Here is a 17,926-nt window from a genome sequence, read left to right as displayed (position 1 = left end):
ATTCCGGTCGCCAGATAGTCGTCAGTATTGCTGAAGCAATTGATTGCGCGAAGTCATGCTGCCCTTCATCGCCCAAACGGGGACAAGTTGAACCCAAGGACTTCGCATTCTCTGCCTGCGCAGACTGCTCGTTTTCTTCGGCCAAGGAGGGTGATTCCCCTTCCTACTTGGTATCGGTGTGCCTTGGGTTGAAAATGACATATCGCTGTATCAAGGCTAATTTTTTCATTTGTGCCATGATTTGTATGGTTGTTTGGATTTGTCTTATATCAAATTAAGAATTTATAGTGAGGTGTGGGGTGAGTGCATTTTTTGAAATTGCGTATGCGGCTGCTTCTAATAGTCTCTGTTTGTTTACTGGAACTGGATTTTCTAAGGCGATAACCAACAACAAGGCGCCTAGCTGGAGGGAGTTGTTGGAGGGTTGTTGTGATTTGCTTCCTGATCCGGACGGGGTTAGAAATGCCTTGTTTCCAGTCGATGGAAAGAATCAACTTAGCCTGGAGGAGGTTGCGCAGATAATATTCATAAAGTGTTGCGATGTAGGAGTGGACCTGAGAGGGGAGATCGCAAAAGGTATTGCGAGTATTGATTTGGATGGTGATAATTCGGTAATTTCAGAATTTCTTGAAAAAAATGCGGCAAGAATTGTCACCACTAACTATGACAAGCTTGTCGAGCGCTTAGTCAGCGAAAATCTATGTCATTCTCTGTCTCCGGGTTTGCCGATACCGAGATCCATGGCGAAGACGAAGGTGTATCACCTCCATGGATCTGTCGACTCACCCGCCAATATGGTGGTAACGTCTGATGATTATTTTAGGTTTATTAATTCTGAATCGTATTTTTCCAGAAAATTAAGTACGCTCCTTCATGAAAATACAGTGGTAATTATTGGTTATTCATTGGGTGACACAAATCTCAAGGCGATTCTTAGTGATTATCGAGGTTTTTCTAGAAGTCATGTCATTGGTGGAAATGTTTTCTTGGTTTCGAGAGGGAAGGTTGATCGTCATGTCAAAGACTATTATTCGCATTGCTATGGCATAAGGGTGCTTGATGGATTGGGTGTTCATGATTTTTTTCGCGCCGTAAGTTCTGAGATGAATGCGGCAAGAGATCGATCTGGACCTTCTGTTGGAAATATCAGAAAAGTAATATTTGATGGGGCGAAATATACCGACGATTATTTGAAGAAAGAAACTTCGTTTTTTGATGTGGTCGCATCGGTTTCGGCGATCGGGAAGAGTATTAATGATCCGCTTATTGTGCGAACTCTCGGGGAGGTTATCGAAGCGAAAATTCGACTGACAGGCGAGGATGGTGCATGGACTCAGTATGAACATCTTGCGCGATGGCTTATTTATCTCGGAACGATATTGGAGCTTAAAGGTACATCGGTGGAGCAACTGGTATTGGATGCAGTTTTGAGGTCGATGAACAGAATGTCGTCGGGGCAGGTTTACGGATATTCTTGGTATGCCTATAAGTCTTGGGACGGGGGGTGGTCAAATTTGATTTCTTCAAATCGAAGCCTAATACGACGTTATGTGGAATCGCATACGACTGACCGGGATGCGCTTGAAATTGTGGGGCGTGGATGATAAGGACAGTAGGTGCGTCGGGGTAACGGTCATTCGACATTCGACCTTCACGCACAGCCAACAAGACAGCCGTAGAAAAGATTTGATGATCCACTTCAGTCGGGAATGGTGTTGAGGCCCTGCACGTGACTCGGTCTTAGCAGCGACCTAATGGCGTTGCTTAGATCGGACGGTCGATTGCTCAGCCAGACTGGACATCACGCGTGTGGCGGCTTGAGTGGCTGACCCAATAATGGTTGGCACGTTTTTCAGACCTGGTGTCCGCTAAATTGGCGGGCGGTAGGAAGTGCCCACGCAGACAGATCACGGCAACGTGATCGAAGTATGGCCTGAACGCTCGCCGGGCTAATGTGCGGTGAATTTGCTTGGGCAGGCCGCGAATTGGATTGCTGGGTTGACTAACTTGTTTGACTGAAAGTGTCCACTGCCTGGGCGGCACTCTAGTTAGTTCGGCGGGAGAGGGGGGGCGAAGCGACCAAACGTCTAGCCGCATATCTAGCGCCACATTCGAATACGTATCGTGCGCTCGTCGAGCAGGCCAACGTCCGAATAATCATGGTGACTGCCGAGACAAAAATGCTGCTTCAGCGCTCGCAAGTTCCCGGTCCTGAGCGTCCAAAAACCGAACATTTCACCCGAGAAAACAAAGGCATTTTTAAGGTTGTCGGCACAAATCACAGCGGTATACAAGTGCTACAAATTTGCTACAGCAAATTCGAAATCCCTTGAGAATCAGTTATTTATCTTGTCATTCTATTAACTGAACTACAGGGAGAGACTGGATTCTATCCAGTAGCGCGACGTCCTTTGAAATCAAGGGCATCGCCTTATTCTACGGGGATTTCCGGCTGATTGTGATACCCCTAACGTATCACGCCAGATCACCCCGCAACCTTCGGTTTCACGTCGCCCTTGCTGCAGATTCTCTACTGCAAGGAGGCGATACAGATAGGAACGCGTTGGCGCTCAGATACGACGCGAGGGCAAGAGTATAGCAAAAACGTTGCGCACGAAGGCACAGACGGTAGCCTGGAGGCGCGAAATGGATAAGGTTATTGATGACGGCCGAAGCCATCAATGCCGCGTCGCTGGCGTACCGTTTTTGGTCAAGGATATTGCAGTTGCCATGAGCGGTAAGCGGCTGGAGCTAGGAAGCCGGCTCTCCAGCGGCGTTGTCGCCCTGTCGGATTCGTGGCTCATGTCGCGGTTCCGCGCAGCCGGCGCCGTCCCGCTTGCGCATGCCACCGATGCCACCGGGTCGATCCGGGTGCCAGCAAGCTACAACGGCTTGTTCGGACTCAAGCCGACTCGCAGGGCAGCTTGAACGCGCACGGCCGTGAATCAATCGGTAACCCGCAGTTTTGGGCGGGACACCGCACCTCTTGGCGGAAACCGGCATTGGATACCGTTTGGTGGGTGTGACGTGAACCATAGTCGGCGTGAAAGTGCAATTTCTACGTTTTTTTTGAGTCAATCACCATCTTGGGCAGGCATCCGGCACCGCCAATTTTGATTGGTTTTTTACGGGGTGCGCTCGTGCGTTTATGCCATCCTTGCACTGTCCTTGCTTCAATGAAGTTGAAAACTAAGTGGTGTGTAACCGGAGGTCGATTGTGCTAAGACTGCTTATTCCTGTGCTCGGAACTCAAGGCGCAACGGAGGCCGCACGTCACGGTGCATTCATGTTCACCGAGAGATGTGTGTCCGACGTTGAGATTATCGAAGTGCTTGATGACGTGACCCATAGCCGTGCTGTTGCGTTTCATTCGTTGGGCGCATTGCATCGACGAGAAAAGCAAGCGGCACGCGATGCGCTAATGCAAACTCGGGCGATTCTCGATGATGCAGGCGTTCCATATACGTGGAAGCGCGTGTTCGGGCCAGCCGAGCGAACCATTGCCCAATATGCTGCGCAGGTGCATGCAGATATCGTGGTGCTTGACGCAAGTCATCTCGGTTTCTTTCATCGGTGGGCAGTCCTCGCCAGGCTCTGGCGCTTTACTTCAACTCCAGTAACGATGCTTCACTAACGTGTGAGGTCAATAGCTGACACCGCCGCCGATAGGTGCATAAACGAGATTCTGGAAACTCGAACCACGAGCAAGGCACCGGGACGGGCTCGTCTTTGCCAGGATTGCTCAATCCGCGCGTAGGTTAGATCCCTTCCGGCAATATGCGCGCGGTAGCTTTTTCACATGACCTTCTCACACTCGAGGCGGATCGCAGCCTCTCGCCACCATCGCTTTAGGCTTCGGTCACGTAAAGCAGGTCGTATTCGCTCCGCGTCCGCTTGATTCTCGCGAAGCCGAGTTCGCCCAAATGCATGCCCGCGATCAGAAGTCCCTCCGAACTGACCATGTCCAGAAGCCTCGATCGTGTGGTGGCTGCCCGTGTGGGGTCTTGATCGAATGCAATCGATACGTCGGGGCGTTCAATCTGGATGTGAGGAAAATGCACGACATCCCCCCAAACCAGCAAGCTTTGATCCCGAGATTCGACGAGGTATCCCGTGTGTCCATCGGTGTGCCCCGGCAATGACATCGCGCGGATGCCGGGAAACACCTCCCCATCATCGAAAGTCCGCAGCCTGTCGCCGTAGCCATCGAACACCTGACGGGCTATCCGGAAGTTGCCGCGTGCCCGCTCGCTCGCACGACTGAGATTTCCCTCATCCTGCCAAAATCCGACCTCACGCCGATGAGCGACCAGCTCCGCGTTCGGGAAGGCAATCTGTCCGGCGGCATTCACGAGTCCCCCGACATGGTCGGGATGAGCATGTGTGAGCAGGATCGTGTCGACCGAGGATGGTTCGATACCGGCGAGCAGCAGATTGTCTTTCAGACGGCCGCCCCATTGTTTGATACCGCCAGCCCCCCCATCGATGAGGATGGTGCGGCCCGCGCCGCGTACCACATAGCAGTTGATATGCACGGCGTCGGGCACCGTCTGCCCGGCATCACGTTGCATTCTGGACGCTTCGGACGCCTCGATATTCGAGAGGAAGTCGAGGCTGGCGGTGAGGTAGCCATCGCTGATCGCGGTAACGGTGAAATCGCCAACTTGCTGGCTCGGAAAGGCAGAAACGGACACAACAATTCTCCTGATCGACTAATTTCGGGCGTGGATGCTCGGCGCCGCATAGCCAAAACAACGAATGCGTGCCGTGAGACCTGTGCGGCGGGCAATGGCCCTTTCCAAGCCTTCCATGAACTGATTCATTACCGCGGGCGTGCGAAACGTCTCGAGGCGATACTGGATTTCCGCAAAGACGGGATGGCCGTGTCCATGCCGAACATCCAGATAGATGACGTGAACGTTTTCGAGTTTGGCCTCGAGGACGTTCGTACAAAGCTCGACACAGTCGCGGGAAAGCCCGGCAAGGCTCTCCCCGGAAGGCATGCTGCCCGCCTCGATATGGAATGTGACATTCGGCATTGCAGACCTATTTCGTCGACGCTGTCGAAAGAGCGCGGGGGCTTGTCAGTTGCTCTGTCATCGGTGCGTATAGATGAAGGCCATCGGCGATGCTCTCGACAAGCGGAGCGTTTGCCCGCGAAATAACGGCGAGCCAGCGGTGCTCCGGAAACTTCTCCAACGCAACGGCGTGCATGGCCAGCGGCGCGAGGCCCATTCGAATCAGAGGATCGGGGCCACTTGAGCAAAGCACGAGGATTTCATCGGCACCGACCGCTGGCGCAAGACCGATATCGCTATACAGATTTCGGTGCCAGTCGGTGATGTGTTGCTGCCACCTCGCAAAATTGCCACCACCTTTCTGACGATATTCCTCTCCCGTCAGCACTTCCATGCCGTCAATCGTGTGGATGGCGAGATAGACGGGGCAACCGTCGCTCATCGACCGGAAGCGTTGCGATGTGTGAAAGCCGGTGACCGAGATCAGGGCGGGCAGCTTTTCAAGGCTGTAGAAGTCGTTCCATTCGGCTTCGCTGTGGGCGTCGGCGAAGCTGCATTCCACGGTGTAGATCATCAGATTGTCCTCTGTGCCGGATGAGCACCTTGCTGCGAAAAATGCATCATCAGTGCGGTAACGTAATGGTAGTCTGGTGTTTTCAGTGTTTATAGCGAATTAAAGTCAGCCTTCAGTGATGTTTGCTCAAGCTGACTCGAGCGCGTTTGAATCGACGAGACCCCCATGCCACGTAAAATTCCCAGCAACTCAGCGCTTCTGGCATTCGAAGCGGCGGCTCGACACGGCAGCTTCGCCCGCGCCGCCGAGGAGTTGGCACGCACCGAGGGCGCAGTCAGTCGTCAGATTGGCCGGTTGGAGGCGTTCTTGGGGGTTGCGCTGTTCGAGCGAGTGGGAAATCGGGTGCGCCTCGCACCTCACGGCACGCGGTACGCGGTACAGGTTCGGGAGATTCTGGACCGGCTGGAGCGGGACAGCCTGTATCTGATGGGACAACCCATCGAGGGGGCGAGCATCGATATTGCCGCCAGTCCCACCTTCGCTACCCGTTGGCTCATTCCCCGGCTGAAGCGCTTTCAGCGCGAGTATCCGAACATTACCGTGCATATCGCGGAACGTATGGACCCTTTCCTTCTCGCGGGGAGCGGTTTCGACGCGGCCATCCATTTTGAACATCCCGCATGGGCGGGGATGCATCTGCATCGCCTGCTGGAAGAGATTCTTGTGCCGGTTTGTAGCCCGGCGCTCCTTGCCGATGCCGGTGCAAACACATCGCTCGATGCGTTGCCACTGCTTCACAGAAGGCAGAATCCGGATGCCTGGCAGAGGTATGCGCAAGCGTCAGGCATCGTGCTTACCAACCCGGCGGTGGGCGCGCGTTACGATCTCCACGTCATGCTGATAGAAGCCGCACTAGCCGGTTTGGGGGTGGCGTTGGTGCCGCGTCTGTACATCGGCGCCGAGCTTGAGCAAGGCCGATTGGTCGCGCCCTGGCCAGACGGCAAGGTGCTCACCAAGAACTTTTGCCTTGTGCTTCCCGAGCCGATTGAATTGAGTGAGAGGCCGGTTCAGGCATTTTCGAAATGGATTCTGGAAGAGGCTCGCGGCTCGGGAATTTCCCGATAGAACAACTGCGCTCGCCATTTGTTCCATTGACGCTAGAAATCTTCATCGGTGCGCCACCCACGAACTCGTGGCCGCTTCTGAAAACGATTGCGGCGCAGCCTTGAAGCATGCTGCGCCGCAACCTGGAAACCCTTGCGGCGCCTGCGTTTGCGGGCCGCCTTCCGGTAATGCCGAATGCCTTAGGTGTTTTCCCGATAGAACATTTTGTCTGTCGCTTTGTTCTATTGACCGGACATTATGACACTTCCAGAATCGCCGCATGGATACCTCACTACCGCTTCCGAAGTACCACCAGATCTATCTCGTGCTACGCGAGCAGTTGCAGGAGGGACGTTTCGATCGCGACGGCGTGCCGGGCGAACACGTGCTGGCCGATCAGTTCAGCGTGGCGCGTATCACCATTCGCCGTGCGATGGAAATGCTGGTGGCCGACGGTCTCGTCGTGCGTCGCCCGGGACTGGGAACGTGGCCGTTGCATGCCGGGCAACGCACCGGCGGCAAGACGCCGGGCATCTCCCGCGAGAAGGCGCATCTGACCGGCTTGCTCGAGAACATCGTCAACATGGGACTGCGCACGAGCGTTTCGGTGCTCGAATCGAGTGTCGTGGGTGCGAGCGATGCCGTTGCCGACGCGTTGGCGCTGGAACTCGGTGCGCCGGTCTACAAAAGCGTCCGCGTACGCAGCACGCAGGCTGGCCCCTTGTCGTACATCACAACACATGTGCCCCAGGGGATCGCCGAGATCAATCGCGAAGAACTTGAGCGCAAGCCGCTGCTGATGCTGCTCGAAGAAGCCGGTGTCGAACTCGGCGGCGCGACGCAAACCATTTCCGCTCGCCTGGCCGATGCCGTGGTGGCACGCCATCTCGACATTGCCGTCGGCTCTGCGTTGCTGGCGGTCACGCGCCTCGTGCGCGACGTGTCCGAGCGTCCCGTGCAACTGTTGCAAGGCCTGTATCGCCCCGATCGCTACCAGTACCAACTTCAACTCTCTCGTGTCGGCAATATCGACGCGAAGGTCTGGGTCAGCGAAGAACTGTCTGCCCAATTCCACTGATCACGTCCGGAGAATCGTCAATGAGTTCGCGTCGCACGTTCCTGCGTCAGTCCACTGCCATGGCCGCGCTCGCTGCCACTTCCAGCGCACCATGGCTCGCGCACGCCGCCGGCAAGCCGGTCAAGATCGGTGTGCTGCATCCCGTCACGGGAGCGCTGGCCTACTCCGGCCAGCAGTGCCGTCTCGGTGCGCTGCTCGCCATTGACGACATCAATGCCGCAGGCGGCATCAAGTCGCTTGGCGGCGCGCCCATCGAGGCGGTGCTCGGCGACGCGCAGTCGCGCCCGGAGGCCGGGTCGGCGGAAGTCGAGAAGATGAACGAGGCGGGGGTGTCGGCCATCGTCGGTGCTTATGCGTCGGCGATCTGTCTGGCGACGACGCAAACGGCGGCGAAATATGGCCTGCCGCATGTCGTTGACGTGGGTGTGGCCGACCAGATCGTGGAGCGCGGCCTGACGAACACCTTCCGTTTTGGCCCCGGCTACCGCATGTGTTCGCTGCGCGCGGTCGACGATCTCGCCGCACTCAACAACGCCGCCGGGAAGCCGGCCAAGACGGTGATGATCGTGCACGAAGAGTCGCTCTTCGGTACGGGCACGGCCGCGCTGCTGCAAAAGGAACTGCCCGCACGCGGTTTCGAGATCAAGGAAGTGATCAAGCACGCCAACCCGACGCGCGACTTCAATAACATCGTGCTGCGCATGCGCTCGGTGAATCCGGATATTGTGATTCCGGCGAACTACTACAACGAATACGCGCTACTGCTGCGTGCGATGAAGCAGCAGAAGGTGCAGCCCAAGGCGATCTACTCGGTGCTCGGCGGCGCGGCGTCGAGCTACAAGTTCCTCAAGGAGTTTCCGGACATCGCCGACGGCATCATCGACTGCAACCATTGGTTCAATCCGAAAGACCCGCGCGTTGCGACGCTCAAAGCGCGCACGCAAGCCAAGGGAGCGTTCTTCAGCTACGAGGTCTTCATGACCTACACGGCGATGATGCTGCTGGCCGATGCCATCGAGCGCGCCAAATCCGTCGATCGCGCGGCGATTACGGCGGCACTCGCATCGAGTTCGTTCAAGGACCACATCATGCCCTACGGCCCGACGAAGTTCGTCAACGGGCAGAACACGGGCGCACAGCCGCTGCTCACGCAGGTCTCGCGCGGCGACATCAACGTGATTCTGCCGGACACCTATCGTCAGGTGGCGCCGATCTTCCCGCTCAAGGCCTGATGCGATGTTCGACCCGGTCATTCTCCTGTCGGCCGTGCTCAACGGGCTCACCACGGGGGCGGTGTACGCGCTCATCGCCCTGGGCCTCACGCTCGTGTACGGCGTGCTGCACATCATCAACTTCTCGCACGGCGCGGCGTTGATGATTGCGCTATACGCCGTGTGGCTGCTCAAGGAAAAGCTCGGCATCGATCCGTATGTTGCGCTGCCGTTCGTCACGCTAGGCATGTTTGCGCTTGGCTACGGCTTGCAACGGTGCGTGATCGAGCGTGCCAGCCACGGCAAGGACGAGAACATTCTGCTCGTCACCCTCGGGCTTGCCATCGTGCTGGAGAACCTCGCGCTGGTGTGGTTCAAGTCCGATACGCACACTATCGACACCCCTTACACGCTCGCCACCGTCGACATCGGCCCGGTCATGCTGTCTGTGCCGAAGCTCGTCGCCTTCGGCGGCGCGTTGGCCGCGGCGGCGTTGCTCTTCTGGATCATGCGGGCGACGGATCTCGGCCGTGCGATTCGTGCCGTTGCCAGGGAGAAGCACGGCGCGAAGCTCATGGGGATCGACGTCGAGCGGGTCTACGCGCTGTCGTTCGGCATCGGTATGGCGTGTGTGGGCGCGGCGGCTTGTTTCCTGATGCCGACTTACTACGTCAACCCGCAAGTGGGCAGCGGCTTCGTGCTGGTGGCCTTCACCATCGTGGTGCTCGGCGGCATGGGGAGCTTCGCCGGTGCACTCGCCGGGGGGCTGCTCATCGGTGTGGTCGAGTCGCTGGGCGGGTTATGGCTGGGCGATTCGCTCGGGCAGATGGGCATCTTCGCCATTTTCATCATCGTCGTGCTGCTGCGTCCGCAGGGCTTGTTCGGTGCGCGCGCGTGAGCGGGGAGAGCAAGCGATGAGAGACCTTCGTTGGATCGTGCTGTTCGGTGTCGTGATCGCGGCGCTGCTGGCCACGTTGCAATCGGGCGTGTGGCTGTCGTTCGTGATGATGACGCTCTACACCGTGCTGTTGTCGCAGTCCTGGAACATTCTGGGCGGGTTCGGCGGACAGTTGTCGTTCGGGCATGCGCTCTTCTTCGGCGTAGGCGCCTACGCGCAAGCGATTGCGCAATTGCGATGGGGCTGGAGCCCGTGGCTGGCGATGCCGTTCGCCATCGCGATGGGGACGGTGGTCGCCGTCGCCATCGGCGCGATCACGTTCCGCTACGGCCTCAAGGGGTCGTACTTCGCGCTCGTGACGCTGGCCTTCGCGGAAGTCTTCCGGATTCTCGCGGTGTCGCTGCCGTTCACCGGGGCGGGCGTGGGCCTGATGGTGCCGTTGCATCAGAGCGTCGGGAATCTGCAATTCGCGTCGCCGCGTGGCTATGCGGCGCTTCTGCTTGTCTTCGTGATGGCCGCGCTGCTCGTCACGGCCTGGCTGCGGCATTCGCGTTTCGGCGCGTGGCTGCAGGCCGTGCGCGACAACGAGAACGCAGCGCGTGCGGTCGGCGTGAATCCGCTGCGCGTGAAGCTCGGTGCAATTGCGCTCTCTGGCGCATTCATGAGCGCGGCGGGCATGTGCTACGTGCAGATGTTCCAGTACATCGACGCGGGCATTGCCTTCGGCTCGACGATCTCGGTCGAGGCACTTGTCGGCGTGATCGTGGGCGGTTTGGGCACGCTCTGGGGGCCCGTGCTGGGCGCGGCGGTGCTGTATGCGCTGGGCGAGTTCACGCGAAATCTGTTCGGCGAGTTGCCGGGGCTGTCGATGGTGATCTATGGCGTGGTGCTGATTGCGATCGTGATGTTCCTGCCGCGCGGCATTACCGGCGCGGGGGCATCGGTGCGCCGGGTGCTGGGAATGGACAAGAAGACGGTTGCCGCGCCTGATGCGCAAGCGGCCGCCACGCATGAGGAGAATGCCCGTGTCTGAGGCGCTGTTGAAGGCCGATGGCCTGTCCATTACGTTCGGCGGCCTCAAGGCCGTTCAGGACGTGAGTCTCGTCGTCAAACCGGGCACGCTCACGGCACTCGTCGGCCCGAACGGTGCGGGGAAAACGACGCTGTTCGGTCTGCTCTCCGGATTCCTGACGCCAACGGCGGGCCGCGTCGAGTTTCAGGGACGCGACATTACGGGACAAGCCCCGTTTGAAACTGCGCGCCAGGGGCTCACGCGTACCTTCCAGATCGTGCAGCCGTTCGGTGCGCAGACGGTGCGCGAGAACATTGCCGTGGGCGCGCATCTGCATCGACGCGAGCGCCGCGCAGCGCTGCGCGAGGCTGAGGAAATCGCACTTCGCACGAACCTGCAGGCGCAGTTGGACAAGCCCGCCGCCGACCTGACCGTCTGCGGTCGCAAGCGGCTCGAACTGGCTCGTGCGCTGGCAACGCGCCCGCGTCTGTTGCTGCTCGACGAAGTGCTCGCGGGCCTTAACCCGAGCGAGATCGACGAGATGATTCCCGTGGTGCGCGAAATCGCCGAGAGCGGGGTGACCGTGCTGATGATCGAGCATGTGATGCGCGCGGTCATGAGTCTTGCGGAGCATGTGTGGGTACTCGCGCAGGGCAAGCTGATTGCCGCCGGTACGCCGCGCGAAGTCACGTCCGATGCCGCCGTAATCGAAGCCTATCTGGGACACGGTGCAGCGGCGCGGCTCGCTGCGCAGTCGGGCGGTGCGCAATGAGCCATTTGTTGGAAGTGGAAGGCTTGCGCACCGGCTATGGCCGCGTCGAAGTGCTGCGCGGCGTCGATCTGAGCGTGGGCGCGGGCGAGATCGTGGTGCTGCTCGGCAGCAACGGCGCGGGCAAATCCACGCTGAACAATACGCTCTCGGGCATTAACCCCGTGTGGGCCGGACGCGTGCGGTTCGACGGGCACGACCTCACCGGGCGTCATTACCGCGACGTAGTGAAAGCCGGGCTGATACAGGTGCCGGAAGGCCGCCGCATCTTCCCCAACCTGAGCGTGCGCGAAAACCTGATGCTGGGGGCGTTCGCCCGTGGCCGCGCGTCGCGCGAGCAAAGTCTGGAGCGCATGCTCGATCTGTTTCCGCGCCTTCGAGAGCGCATTGCCCAGCCCGCCGGCACGATGTCCGGCGGCGAGCAGCAGATGCTGGCCATCGGCCGCGGCCTGATGGCCGAGCCGCGGCTGCTCATTCTCGACGAACCATCGCTGGGCCTCTCGCCCCTGATGGTCGAAGAACTCTTCACGCTGATCGCCCGCTTGCAACACGATGGCCTGTCGATCCTGCTGGTCGAACAGAACGTGGGGCAGTCGCTGGAAACGGGCCAGCGCGGCTATGTGCTGGAGAACGGCGCGATCCGTCACAGCGGCACGTGCGCCGAGTTGCTGGCGAGCAGTGACCTGCGCCGCGCCTATCTCGGAATGTGAGGGAATGACCGTGACTCAAACGCTGACGCAAAAACTGCTGGCGGCCGCCTGTGGCCGCGACGAAGTCGCCGGGGGCGAGATCGTCACTTGTCGCGTCGATCTCGCGATGTTTCACGATTCCAGCGGCCCGCGCCGTCTGCAACCGATGCTCGAATCGCTGGGCGCACAGTTGTGGGACAAATCGAAAGTGGTACTCGTCATCGATCACTACGTGCCGGAATTCGACGACGAATCGCGGCGCATCGTGCGCATCGCCCGCGACTGGGCGAGCGCGCAGGCGCTGCCCAACGTCTACGACTCGGTTGGCATCTGCCACGTGGTCGTGCCCGAACACGGCCATCTGCGCCCCGGCATGTTCTGCGTGGGCGGCGATTCGCATTCGCCCACCGGCGGGGCGTTCGGCGCTTATATGTTCGGCATTGGCAGTACCGAAATGCTGGGCGTCGCCGTCTCGGGCGAGATCTGGGTCAAAGTGCCGGAAACCCTTCAGATGCGCTGGGACGGACGTCTGGCCGACGGTGTGACCGCCAAGGACATGATGCTGCACATGATCGGCCGCTTTGGCATGAATGGCGGACGTTATCAGGCCATCGAATTCTGTGGCGAGGCCGTGCGTGCGTTGTCGATGCAGGAGCGCATGACGCTCTCGAACATGAGCGCCGAACTTGGCTCGCAGGTTGGGCTGATTGCACCCGATGCGACCACGCTCAACTACTTACGCTCGGCTGGCGTGAGCGCCGCTATCGACGTCGAGCGCTGGCAGTCAGATGAGGGCGCCGCCGCCGAAGTGCATTCGTTCGACGCCAGCGCACTTGCCCCGCAGGTGGCCGCGCCGCACAGCCCTGCCAATACGCGCGGCGTCGGCGAATTCGCCGATGTCGCGGTCGACGTCGCTTATCTGGGCGCCTGCACGGGGGCAAAGCTCGAGGACCTGCGCGCGGCGGCCCGCGTGCTGCGTGGCAAGCGCGTGGCCGACGGCATGCACTTCGTCGTCGCCCCGGCCTCGCAGCGAGATCAGGCGCAGGCGGCTCGTGAGGGCGTGATGGACGTGCTCACGGCTGCCGGTGCGCAGGTGCTTGCCACTACCTGCGGTGCCTGTGCGGGATACGGCGGCTCGATTCCCGAAGGGGCAACCGTCGTGTCGAGTACCGCCCGCAATTTCAAGGGGCGCATGGGGGCGGAGACGGCGCAGGTCTATCTCGGCTCGCCCTATACGGTGGCGGCGGCCGCGCTCACTGGCCGCATCGCCGACCCGCGCGACTTGCTCGCCTGACTTTGTTCGTCACACGTTTTCCATGACCACCCCAACCACGACTGTTGATCCACGCAGCACCTTGCATCGCGCCTGGGTCGTCGGCGCCGATATCGATACCGACGCGCTCGCGCCGGGCGCTTACATGAAGTTCGGCATCGACGAGATCGCGCGCCATTGCCTGCATCGCGTTCGCCCCGAGTTTGCGGCGAGCGTGCAGGCGGGCGATGTGCTCGTCGCCGGCCCGAACTTCGGCATCGGCTCGTCGCGCGAGCAGGCGGCGGCGGCGCTGGTTCATCTCGGCGTGCGCGCCGTCATTGCGCCGTCGTTCAATGGTCTGTATTTCCGCAACGCCTTCAATGTGGGGCTGTTGCTACTGACCTGCGCCGACGCGCATCGCATTGCCGAGGGCGAAGCCCTGCGGCTCTCGCCGCGCGAAGGTTTCGTCGAGCGCGCCGACGGCAGCCGGCTCGCCTGCGAGACCGTGCCGGACTTTCTGCTCGACATGGTCGACGCGGGCGGGCTGCTCAACCTGCTCAAGCGGCGCCGTACGGCACCCCACGCGACATCCAACGGAGTTTCCTCATGCTAGATCCCGTCACTTTGGCGGTCCTCAAGGGCCGTCTGGAGCAGATCGCCGACGAAATGGACGCGACGCTTTACCGCAGTGCGTTCAATCCCATCATTGCCGAGGCGCATGACGCCTGCCACGGCATCTACGACGCCGCCACCGGTGCCACGCTGATTCAGGGCAAGTCGGGCCTGCCCGTCTTCGTCGGTGCGATGGCCTTCGCCGTGCAGGCGGCAGCGCGCGCGGCGGCAGAGCGCGGCGGCATGGTCGATGGCGATGTGTGGCTGTTCAACGACCCCTACGAGGGTGGCACCCACGCCAACGACTTCAAGCTCGTGCGTCCGGTGTTTCGCAATGGCAAGCTGTATTGCTTTCTGGCGTCGGCCGCGCACTGGCACGACGTGGGAGGTGCGGTGCCGGGCAACTACAACCCGGCGGCGACCGAGTGCTGGCAGGAAGCCGTGCAGATTCCGCCGGTGCGCATCGTTCGCGGCGGTGAACTCGATGCCGACGTGCTCGCGATTCTCAAGGCGAACACGCGACTGCCCGACAGCCTCTGGGGCGATCTGAACGGCCAACTGTCGGCGCTGACCCTCGGCGCACGACGTCTGGCAGATCTGCTCGACGAATACGGCGACACGACGGTGCAGGAGGCCCTGGGCCAACTGCGCGAGCGTGCCGTCAAGCTCATGCGTGCGCATGTGGCCGCGTTACCCGATGGCGAGTACGTCTACCGGGACATGCTCGATAACGACGGGGTGCGCGATGTGCCGCTCACCATCGCGTTGCGCATGCGGGTGCAAGGCGAGACGCTCACGCTCGATTTCACCGGAACGTCGCCCGCCTGCATGGGGCCGGTGAACATTTCCCGGGCGACGGCGATCGCCGCCTGCTACGTGGCGCTCAAACACCTGTTCCCGGATGTGCCGGCCAACGCGGGCGTGCTGGACGCGGTGCAATTCGAGCTGCCGGAAGGGTCGGTGATTTCCGCACAGCGCCCGCGCCCCGTGGGCGGCTATACCGAGACGATCCTGCGCATGATCGATGTGATCTTCTGTGCGATGGCCAAAGCCGCGCCGCAACGCGCGATGGCGCAGGCATACGGCACGATCAATGCCTTGTCGATCGCGGGCTATCGCACCGACGAGGCACGTCGAGGCCAGCGCTGGGTGATGTTCAGCTTCTTCGGCGGCGGCCATGGCGGCCACATGGATGGCGATGGCCTGTCGCACGGCAACGCGCCGATTTCGACCGCCACGATTCCGCCCGTCGAGATTCTCGAGGCGGCCTATCCCGTGCGTTTCACCCAGTGGGCGCTGCGTCCCGATTCGGCGGGCGATGGGGAGCATCGGGGCGGACTGGGCGCGATCTACGAGATCGAACTGCTGGAAGACAGCGCAGAAGCCTTCGTGTTCGGCGAGCGCGGCCGCTCGGCGCCGCAAGGCATTGCGGGTGGTCAGGCGTCGGTGCCGAATGTGTTCCGGTATCAGAACGACGGCGAGTGGCGCACGCCGCCGATGGCTTCGAAGATGCTCGGCATCCGGCTGGCGCGCGGCGAACGTGTGCGGCTCGAGACGCCGGGGGGCGGTGGCTACGGCGATCCTGCCCGGCGCGACGCGGCAGCGCGCGCGCATGACCGGGCGATGGGGTATGTGACGCAGGTGGCGGATGCCGCGACCGGCAAGGCAACGAAGGAGCAACAGGCATGAGCACAGCAGCAACGACCGGGGCCCCGCTGATCGTGGGGGTCGATGTGGGCGGCACGTTTACCGATTTGTTCGTGCTCGACGAGGCGGCCGGTGCGGCACGCATCGTCAAGGTGCCATCGACGCGCGGCGAGGAAGCGCGCGGTTTCATGAACGGCATTGAACGTGTCGGCGCCGCCGCCGAGACGGCAGGCGCGGGGGCTATCGCGACCATCGTGCACGGCACGACGGTCGGCACGAATGCACTGCTCGAACGTAAGGTCGCCCGCACCGGCATCATCACCACGACCGGCTTTCGCGACGTGCTGGAGATGCGCCGTCGCGACCGTCCCGCCACATGGGGGTTGCGCGGCGACTTCACGCCGATCGTGCCGCGCGACCTGCGCATCGAAGTCGATGAGCGCGTGCTCTCGGACGGCACGATTCACACCGACGTCGACATCGCTCAGGTCGAGTCGGCGGCGCGTGCGCTGCTCGAAGCCGGTTGCGACGCCGTGTGCGTGTTCTTTATCAATGCGTATGCCAACCCCGGTAACGAACAGCGGGCGGTCGCGGCGGTTCGTGCCCTCTGGCCTAACGGCTATGTGACGGCGGCGACGGAAGTGTTGCCCGAGATTCGCGAGTTCGAGCGCTGCTCGACCGCCACGCTCAACGCGGCGCTGCAACCGGTGGTAGGCAGTTATCTCACGCGGCTCGAGCGTGACCTGAAGGCACAAGGGTTCGGCGGCGAACTGCTCGTCGTGCAGAGCAACGGGGGCATCATGTCGCGGCAGACCGCCAGCGATGTCCCGGTACGCACCGCGCTCTCCGGGCCGGCGGCCGGCGTGATCGCGTGCGCGGCGATTGCGCGCGCGGCGGGCTTCGCCAACGTTGTCACCGGCGACATGGGCGGCACGTCGTTCGACGTCTCGCTCGTGGCGGGCGGCGAGGCATCGCTCTCCGCACAGACATCCATCGAGTTCGGCATGGTGGTGCGCTCGCCGATGATCCAGATCGAAACCATCGGGGCGGGCGGTGGCTCAATTGCGTCGGTGGACGCAGGCGGCTTGCTGCAAGTCGGGCCCGAGTCGGCGGGCAGCATTCCGGGTCCGGCCTGCTACGGGCGCGGCAATCTGCGCCCGACCGTGACCGACGCCAACGTGTTGCTCGGACGCATTGCCGCCGACCGGCCGCTGGGCGGCGGCTTGCTCGACAAACTCGACGCGGGCTTGGCGGCACAGGCCATTGGCGAGCACGTGGCCGCGCCGCTGGGGTTGGAGGTGCATGCGGCGGCGGAAGCCATTCTGACGGTGGCTAATGCCAAGATGGCCGGGGCCATTCGTGTGGTGTCGATCGAACGGGGCCACGATCCGCGCCAGTTTGTCTACATGCCGTTCGGTGGCGGCGGTGCGTTGCATGTGTGCGCCATGATGCGCGAGGTCGGTACGACCACAGGGATCGTGCCGCGTTACCCCGGCGTGACCTCGGCGCTCGGTTGCGTGATGGCCGACATGCGTCACGACAGCGTGCAGACACTCAATCAACCGCTTGCCGCCCTCGATGTCGAGGACCTCCTGGCCCGTGTGGAGGCGCTTGCTGAGTCTTGTCAGACGCGTCTGGATTCGGCGGGCGTGCGTTTCGAATCGGTGCGAGAGGCCATCGAACTCGACATGCTCTACGTCGGCCAAAGCCACACCGTACGTGTGCCCGTGTTGCGCGATGCGCTGCATCGCGAAGGCATCGCGCAGGCCTTCGACGTTGCCTATCGCGAGGCGTTCGGCGGTGCGCTCGACGGGATTGCGGTGCGCATCATGAATCTGCGCTACGCCCGCATCGGTGTGCGCCCGAAATTCGATCTCGCGGTGCTCGCACCGCAGGCCAGCGCCATGCCGGCGCCGCTGGGTACGCAACGTGTCTACCACGCGGGACAGTGGTGGGATGCCGTGCGATATGCGCGTCTCGATTTGCCGGTCGGTGCGACGGTGCCGGGCCCCGCAATCCTTGAGCAACCGGATACGACGATCTGGCTGGAGCCGGAATTCTCGGGGCGCGTCGACGCGCTGGGCAACCTGCTCATCACACGCAGCGCTTGAGCACGGGTACC

General features: G+C 61.2%; 18 protein-coding genes. 15 read left to right on the top strand and 3 right to left on the bottom strand.

What is annotated here, in order from left to right; all coding sequences use genetic code 11:
* The first annotated feature begins 299 nt into the window (after positions 1-299).
* The 4 genes from PCO31110_RS10435 to PCO31110_RS10425 all read left to right on the top strand — a co-directional run bounded on the left by PCO31110_RS10435 (position 300) and on the right by PCO31110_RS10425 (position 3,634).
* Positions 300-1,604: an SIR2 family NAD-dependent protein deacylase gene (locus PCO31110_RS10435; RefSeq protein ID WP_150600356.1), complete on the top strand. Its 1,305-nt coding sequence runs from the start codon at positions 300-302 to the stop codon at positions 1,602-1,604.
* Positions 1,605-2,159: 555 nt separating this feature from the next.
* Positions 2,160-2,333 (top strand): hypothetical protein, encoded by a 174-nt coding sequence (locus PCO31110_RS25655; protein ID WP_174979461.1) that lies wholly within the window; start codon positions 2,160-2,162, stop codon positions 2,331-2,333.
* 313 nt (positions 2,334-2,646) lie between these two features.
* A complete protein-coding gene (locus PCO31110_RS10430) occupies positions 2,647-2,928 on the top strand; it encodes an amidase family protein (protein WP_370855821.1) in 282 nt (93 codons plus the stop codon).
* Positions 2,929-3,193: 265 nt separating this feature from the next.
* Positions 3,194-3,634, top strand: coding sequence for a universal stress protein (locus PCO31110_RS10425; protein ID WP_306439158.1), 441 nt, complete (start codon positions 3,194-3,196; stop codon positions 3,632-3,634).
* Positions 3,635-3,848: 214 nt separating this feature from the next.
* Here the strand turns inward: PCO31110_RS10425 and PCO31110_RS10420 are convergent, their stop codons facing one another.
* The 3 genes from PCO31110_RS10420 to PCO31110_RS10410 are packed head-to-tail and all read right to left on the bottom strand — an operon-like array spanning position 3,849 to position 5,592.
* Complete coding sequence (locus PCO31110_RS10420; RefSeq protein WP_150690360.1) at positions 3,849-4,694, bottom strand: MBL fold metallo-hydrolase; 846 nt, start codon at positions 4,692-4,694, stop codon at positions 3,849-3,851.
* 18 nt (positions 4,695-4,712) lie between these two features.
* Entirely contained in the window at positions 4,713-5,039 is a 327-nt protein-coding gene (locus tag PCO31110_RS10415; RefSeq protein ID WP_150690359.1) for a hypothetical protein, read from the bottom strand.
* Positions 5,040-5,046: 7 nt separating this feature from the next.
* On the bottom strand, positions 5,047-5,592 hold the full coding sequence (locus PCO31110_RS10410) for a sugar ABC transporter (protein WP_150690358.1): 546 nt from the start codon (positions 5,590-5,592) through the stop codon (positions 5,047-5,049).
* Positions 5,593-5,757: 165 nt separating this feature from the next.
* Here PCO31110_RS10410 and PCO31110_RS10405 point away from each other — a divergent pair, with 165 nt between their 5' ends.
* The 11 genes from PCO31110_RS10405 (at position 5,758) to PCO31110_RS10355 (ending at position 17,915) form a co-directional block, all read left to right on the top strand.
* Positions 5,758-6,657 carry a LysR substrate-binding domain-containing protein gene (locus PCO31110_RS10405; RefSeq protein ID WP_010806324.1) on the top strand — a complete coding sequence of 300 codons (900 nt, stop codon included), beginning with the start codon at positions 5,758-5,760 and terminating at the stop codon, positions 6,655-6,657.
* Positions 6,658-6,916: 259 nt separating this feature from the next.
* The gene (locus tag PCO31110_RS10400) at positions 6,917-7,714 is read left to right on the top strand and encodes a GntR family transcriptional regulator (protein ID WP_010806323.1); all 798 of its coding nucleotides are present in this window, start codon (positions 6,917-6,919) and stop codon (positions 7,712-7,714) included.
* Between the two features lie 20 nt (positions 7,715-7,734).
* A complete protein-coding gene (locus PCO31110_RS10395; RefSeq protein ID WP_010806322.1) occupies positions 7,735-8,946 on the top strand; it encodes an ABC transporter substrate-binding protein in 1,212 nt (403 codons plus the stop codon).
* Positions 8,947-8,950: 4 nt separating this feature from the next.
* Positions 8,951-9,823: a branched-chain amino acid ABC transporter permease gene (locus PCO31110_RS10390; RefSeq protein WP_010806321.1), complete on the top strand. Its 873-nt coding sequence runs from the start codon at positions 8,951-8,953 to the stop codon at positions 9,821-9,823.
* 16 nt (positions 9,824-9,839) lie between these two features.
* Positions 9,840-10,856 (top strand): branched-chain amino acid ABC transporter permease, encoded by a 1,017-nt coding sequence (locus PCO31110_RS10385; RefSeq protein WP_150690357.1) that lies wholly within the window; start codon positions 9,840-9,842, stop codon positions 10,854-10,856.
* Positions 10,849-11,607 carry an ABC transporter ATP-binding protein gene (locus tag PCO31110_RS10380; RefSeq protein ID WP_150690356.1) on the top strand — a complete coding sequence of 253 codons (759 nt, stop codon included), beginning with the start codon at positions 10,849-10,851 and terminating at the stop codon, positions 11,605-11,607. Before PCO31110_RS10385 ends, PCO31110_RS10380 begins: the two co-directional genes overlap by 8 nt.
* Positions 11,604-12,314 (top strand): ABC transporter ATP-binding protein, encoded by a 711-nt coding sequence (locus tag PCO31110_RS10375; RefSeq protein WP_036661642.1) that lies wholly within the window; start codon positions 11,604-11,606, stop codon positions 12,312-12,314. Before PCO31110_RS10380 ends, PCO31110_RS10375 begins: the two co-directional genes overlap by 4 nt.
* A 4-nt stretch (positions 12,315-12,318) precedes the next feature.
* Entirely contained in the window at positions 12,319-13,587 is a 1,269-nt protein-coding gene (locus tag PCO31110_RS10370; protein WP_150690355.1) for a 3-isopropylmalate dehydratase large subunit, read from the top strand.
* A gap of 22 nt (positions 13,588-13,609) precedes the next feature.
* Positions 13,610-14,158 (top strand): LeuD/DmdB family oxidoreductase small subunit, encoded by a 549-nt coding sequence (locus PCO31110_RS10365; protein WP_150690354.1) that lies wholly within the window; start codon positions 13,610-13,612, stop codon positions 14,156-14,158.
* Positions 14,152-15,846 carry a hydantoinase B/oxoprolinase family protein gene (locus tag PCO31110_RS10360; RefSeq protein WP_010806315.1) on the top strand — a complete coding sequence of 565 codons (1,695 nt, stop codon included), beginning with the start codon at positions 14,152-14,154 and terminating at the stop codon, positions 15,844-15,846. Before PCO31110_RS10365 ends, PCO31110_RS10360 begins: the two co-directional genes overlap by 7 nt.
* Positions 15,843-17,915, top strand: a complete 2,073-nt coding sequence (locus PCO31110_RS10355) for a hydantoinase/oxoprolinase family protein (RefSeq protein ID WP_150690353.1) — start codon at positions 15,843-15,845, stop codon at positions 17,913-17,915. The genes PCO31110_RS10360 and PCO31110_RS10355 overlap by 4 nt, the downstream gene beginning before the upstream one ends.
* Positions 17,916-17,926 lie beyond the last annotated feature (11 nt).

The sequence above is a fragment of the Pandoraea communis genome, assembly GCF_902459745.1.
Lineage (GTDB): Bacteria > Pseudomonadota > Gammaproteobacteria > Burkholderiales > Burkholderiaceae > Pandoraea > Pandoraea communis.
This window is presented reverse-complemented; position numbering and strand designations above follow the sequence as displayed.

Excerpts from the sequence above, each read along its gene's own strand:
- PCO31110_RS25655 (WP_174979461.1), top strand. The coding sequence starts at position 2,160 with ATGGTGACTGCCGAGACAAAAATGCTGCTTCAGCGCTCGCAAGTTCCC.
- PCO31110_RS10430 (WP_370855821.1), top strand. The coding sequence starts at position 2,647 with ATGGATAAGGTTATTGATGACGGCCGAAGCCATCAATGCCGCGTCGCT.
- PCO31110_RS10415 (WP_150690359.1), bottom strand. The coding sequence starts at position 5,039 with ATGCCGAATGTCACATTCCATATCGAGGCGGGCAGCATGCCTTCCGGG.
- PCO31110_RS10410 (WP_150690358.1), bottom strand. The coding sequence starts at position 5,592 with ATGATCTACACCGTGGAATGCAGCTTCGCCGACGCCCACAGCGAAGCC.
- PCO31110_RS10405 (WP_010806324.1), top strand. The coding sequence starts at position 5,758 with ATGCCACGTAAAATTCCCAGCAACTCAGCGCTTCTGGCATTCGAAGCG.
- PCO31110_RS10400 (WP_010806323.1), top strand. The coding sequence starts at position 6,917 with ATGGATACCTCACTACCGCTTCCGAAGTACCACCAGATCTATCTCGTG.
- PCO31110_RS10395 (WP_010806322.1), top strand. The coding sequence starts at position 7,735 with ATGAGTTCGCGTCGCACGTTCCTGCGTCAGTCCACTGCCATGGCCGCG.
- PCO31110_RS10390 (WP_010806321.1), top strand. The coding sequence starts at position 8,951 with ATGTTCGACCCGGTCATTCTCCTGTCGGCCGTGCTCAACGGGCTCACC.
- PCO31110_RS10385 (WP_150690357.1), top strand. The coding sequence starts at position 9,840 with ATGAGAGACCTTCGTTGGATCGTGCTGTTCGGTGTCGTGATCGCGGCG.
- PCO31110_RS10375 (WP_036661642.1), top strand. The coding sequence starts at position 11,604 with ATGAGCCATTTGTTGGAAGTGGAAGGCTTGCGCACCGGCTATGGCCGC.
- PCO31110_RS10370 (WP_150690355.1), top strand. The coding sequence starts at position 12,319 with ATGACCGTGACTCAAACGCTGACGCAAAAACTGCTGGCGGCCGCCTGT.
- PCO31110_RS10365 (WP_150690354.1), top strand. The coding sequence starts at position 13,610 with ATGACCACCCCAACCACGACTGTTGATCCACGCAGCACCTTGCATCGC.
- PCO31110_RS10360 (WP_010806315.1), top strand. The coding sequence starts at position 14,152 with ATGCTAGATCCCGTCACTTTGGCGGTCCTCAAGGGCCGTCTGGAGCAG.
- PCO31110_RS10355 (WP_150690353.1), top strand. The coding sequence starts at position 15,843 with ATGAGCACAGCAGCAACGACCGGGGCCCCGCTGATCGTGGGGGTCGAT.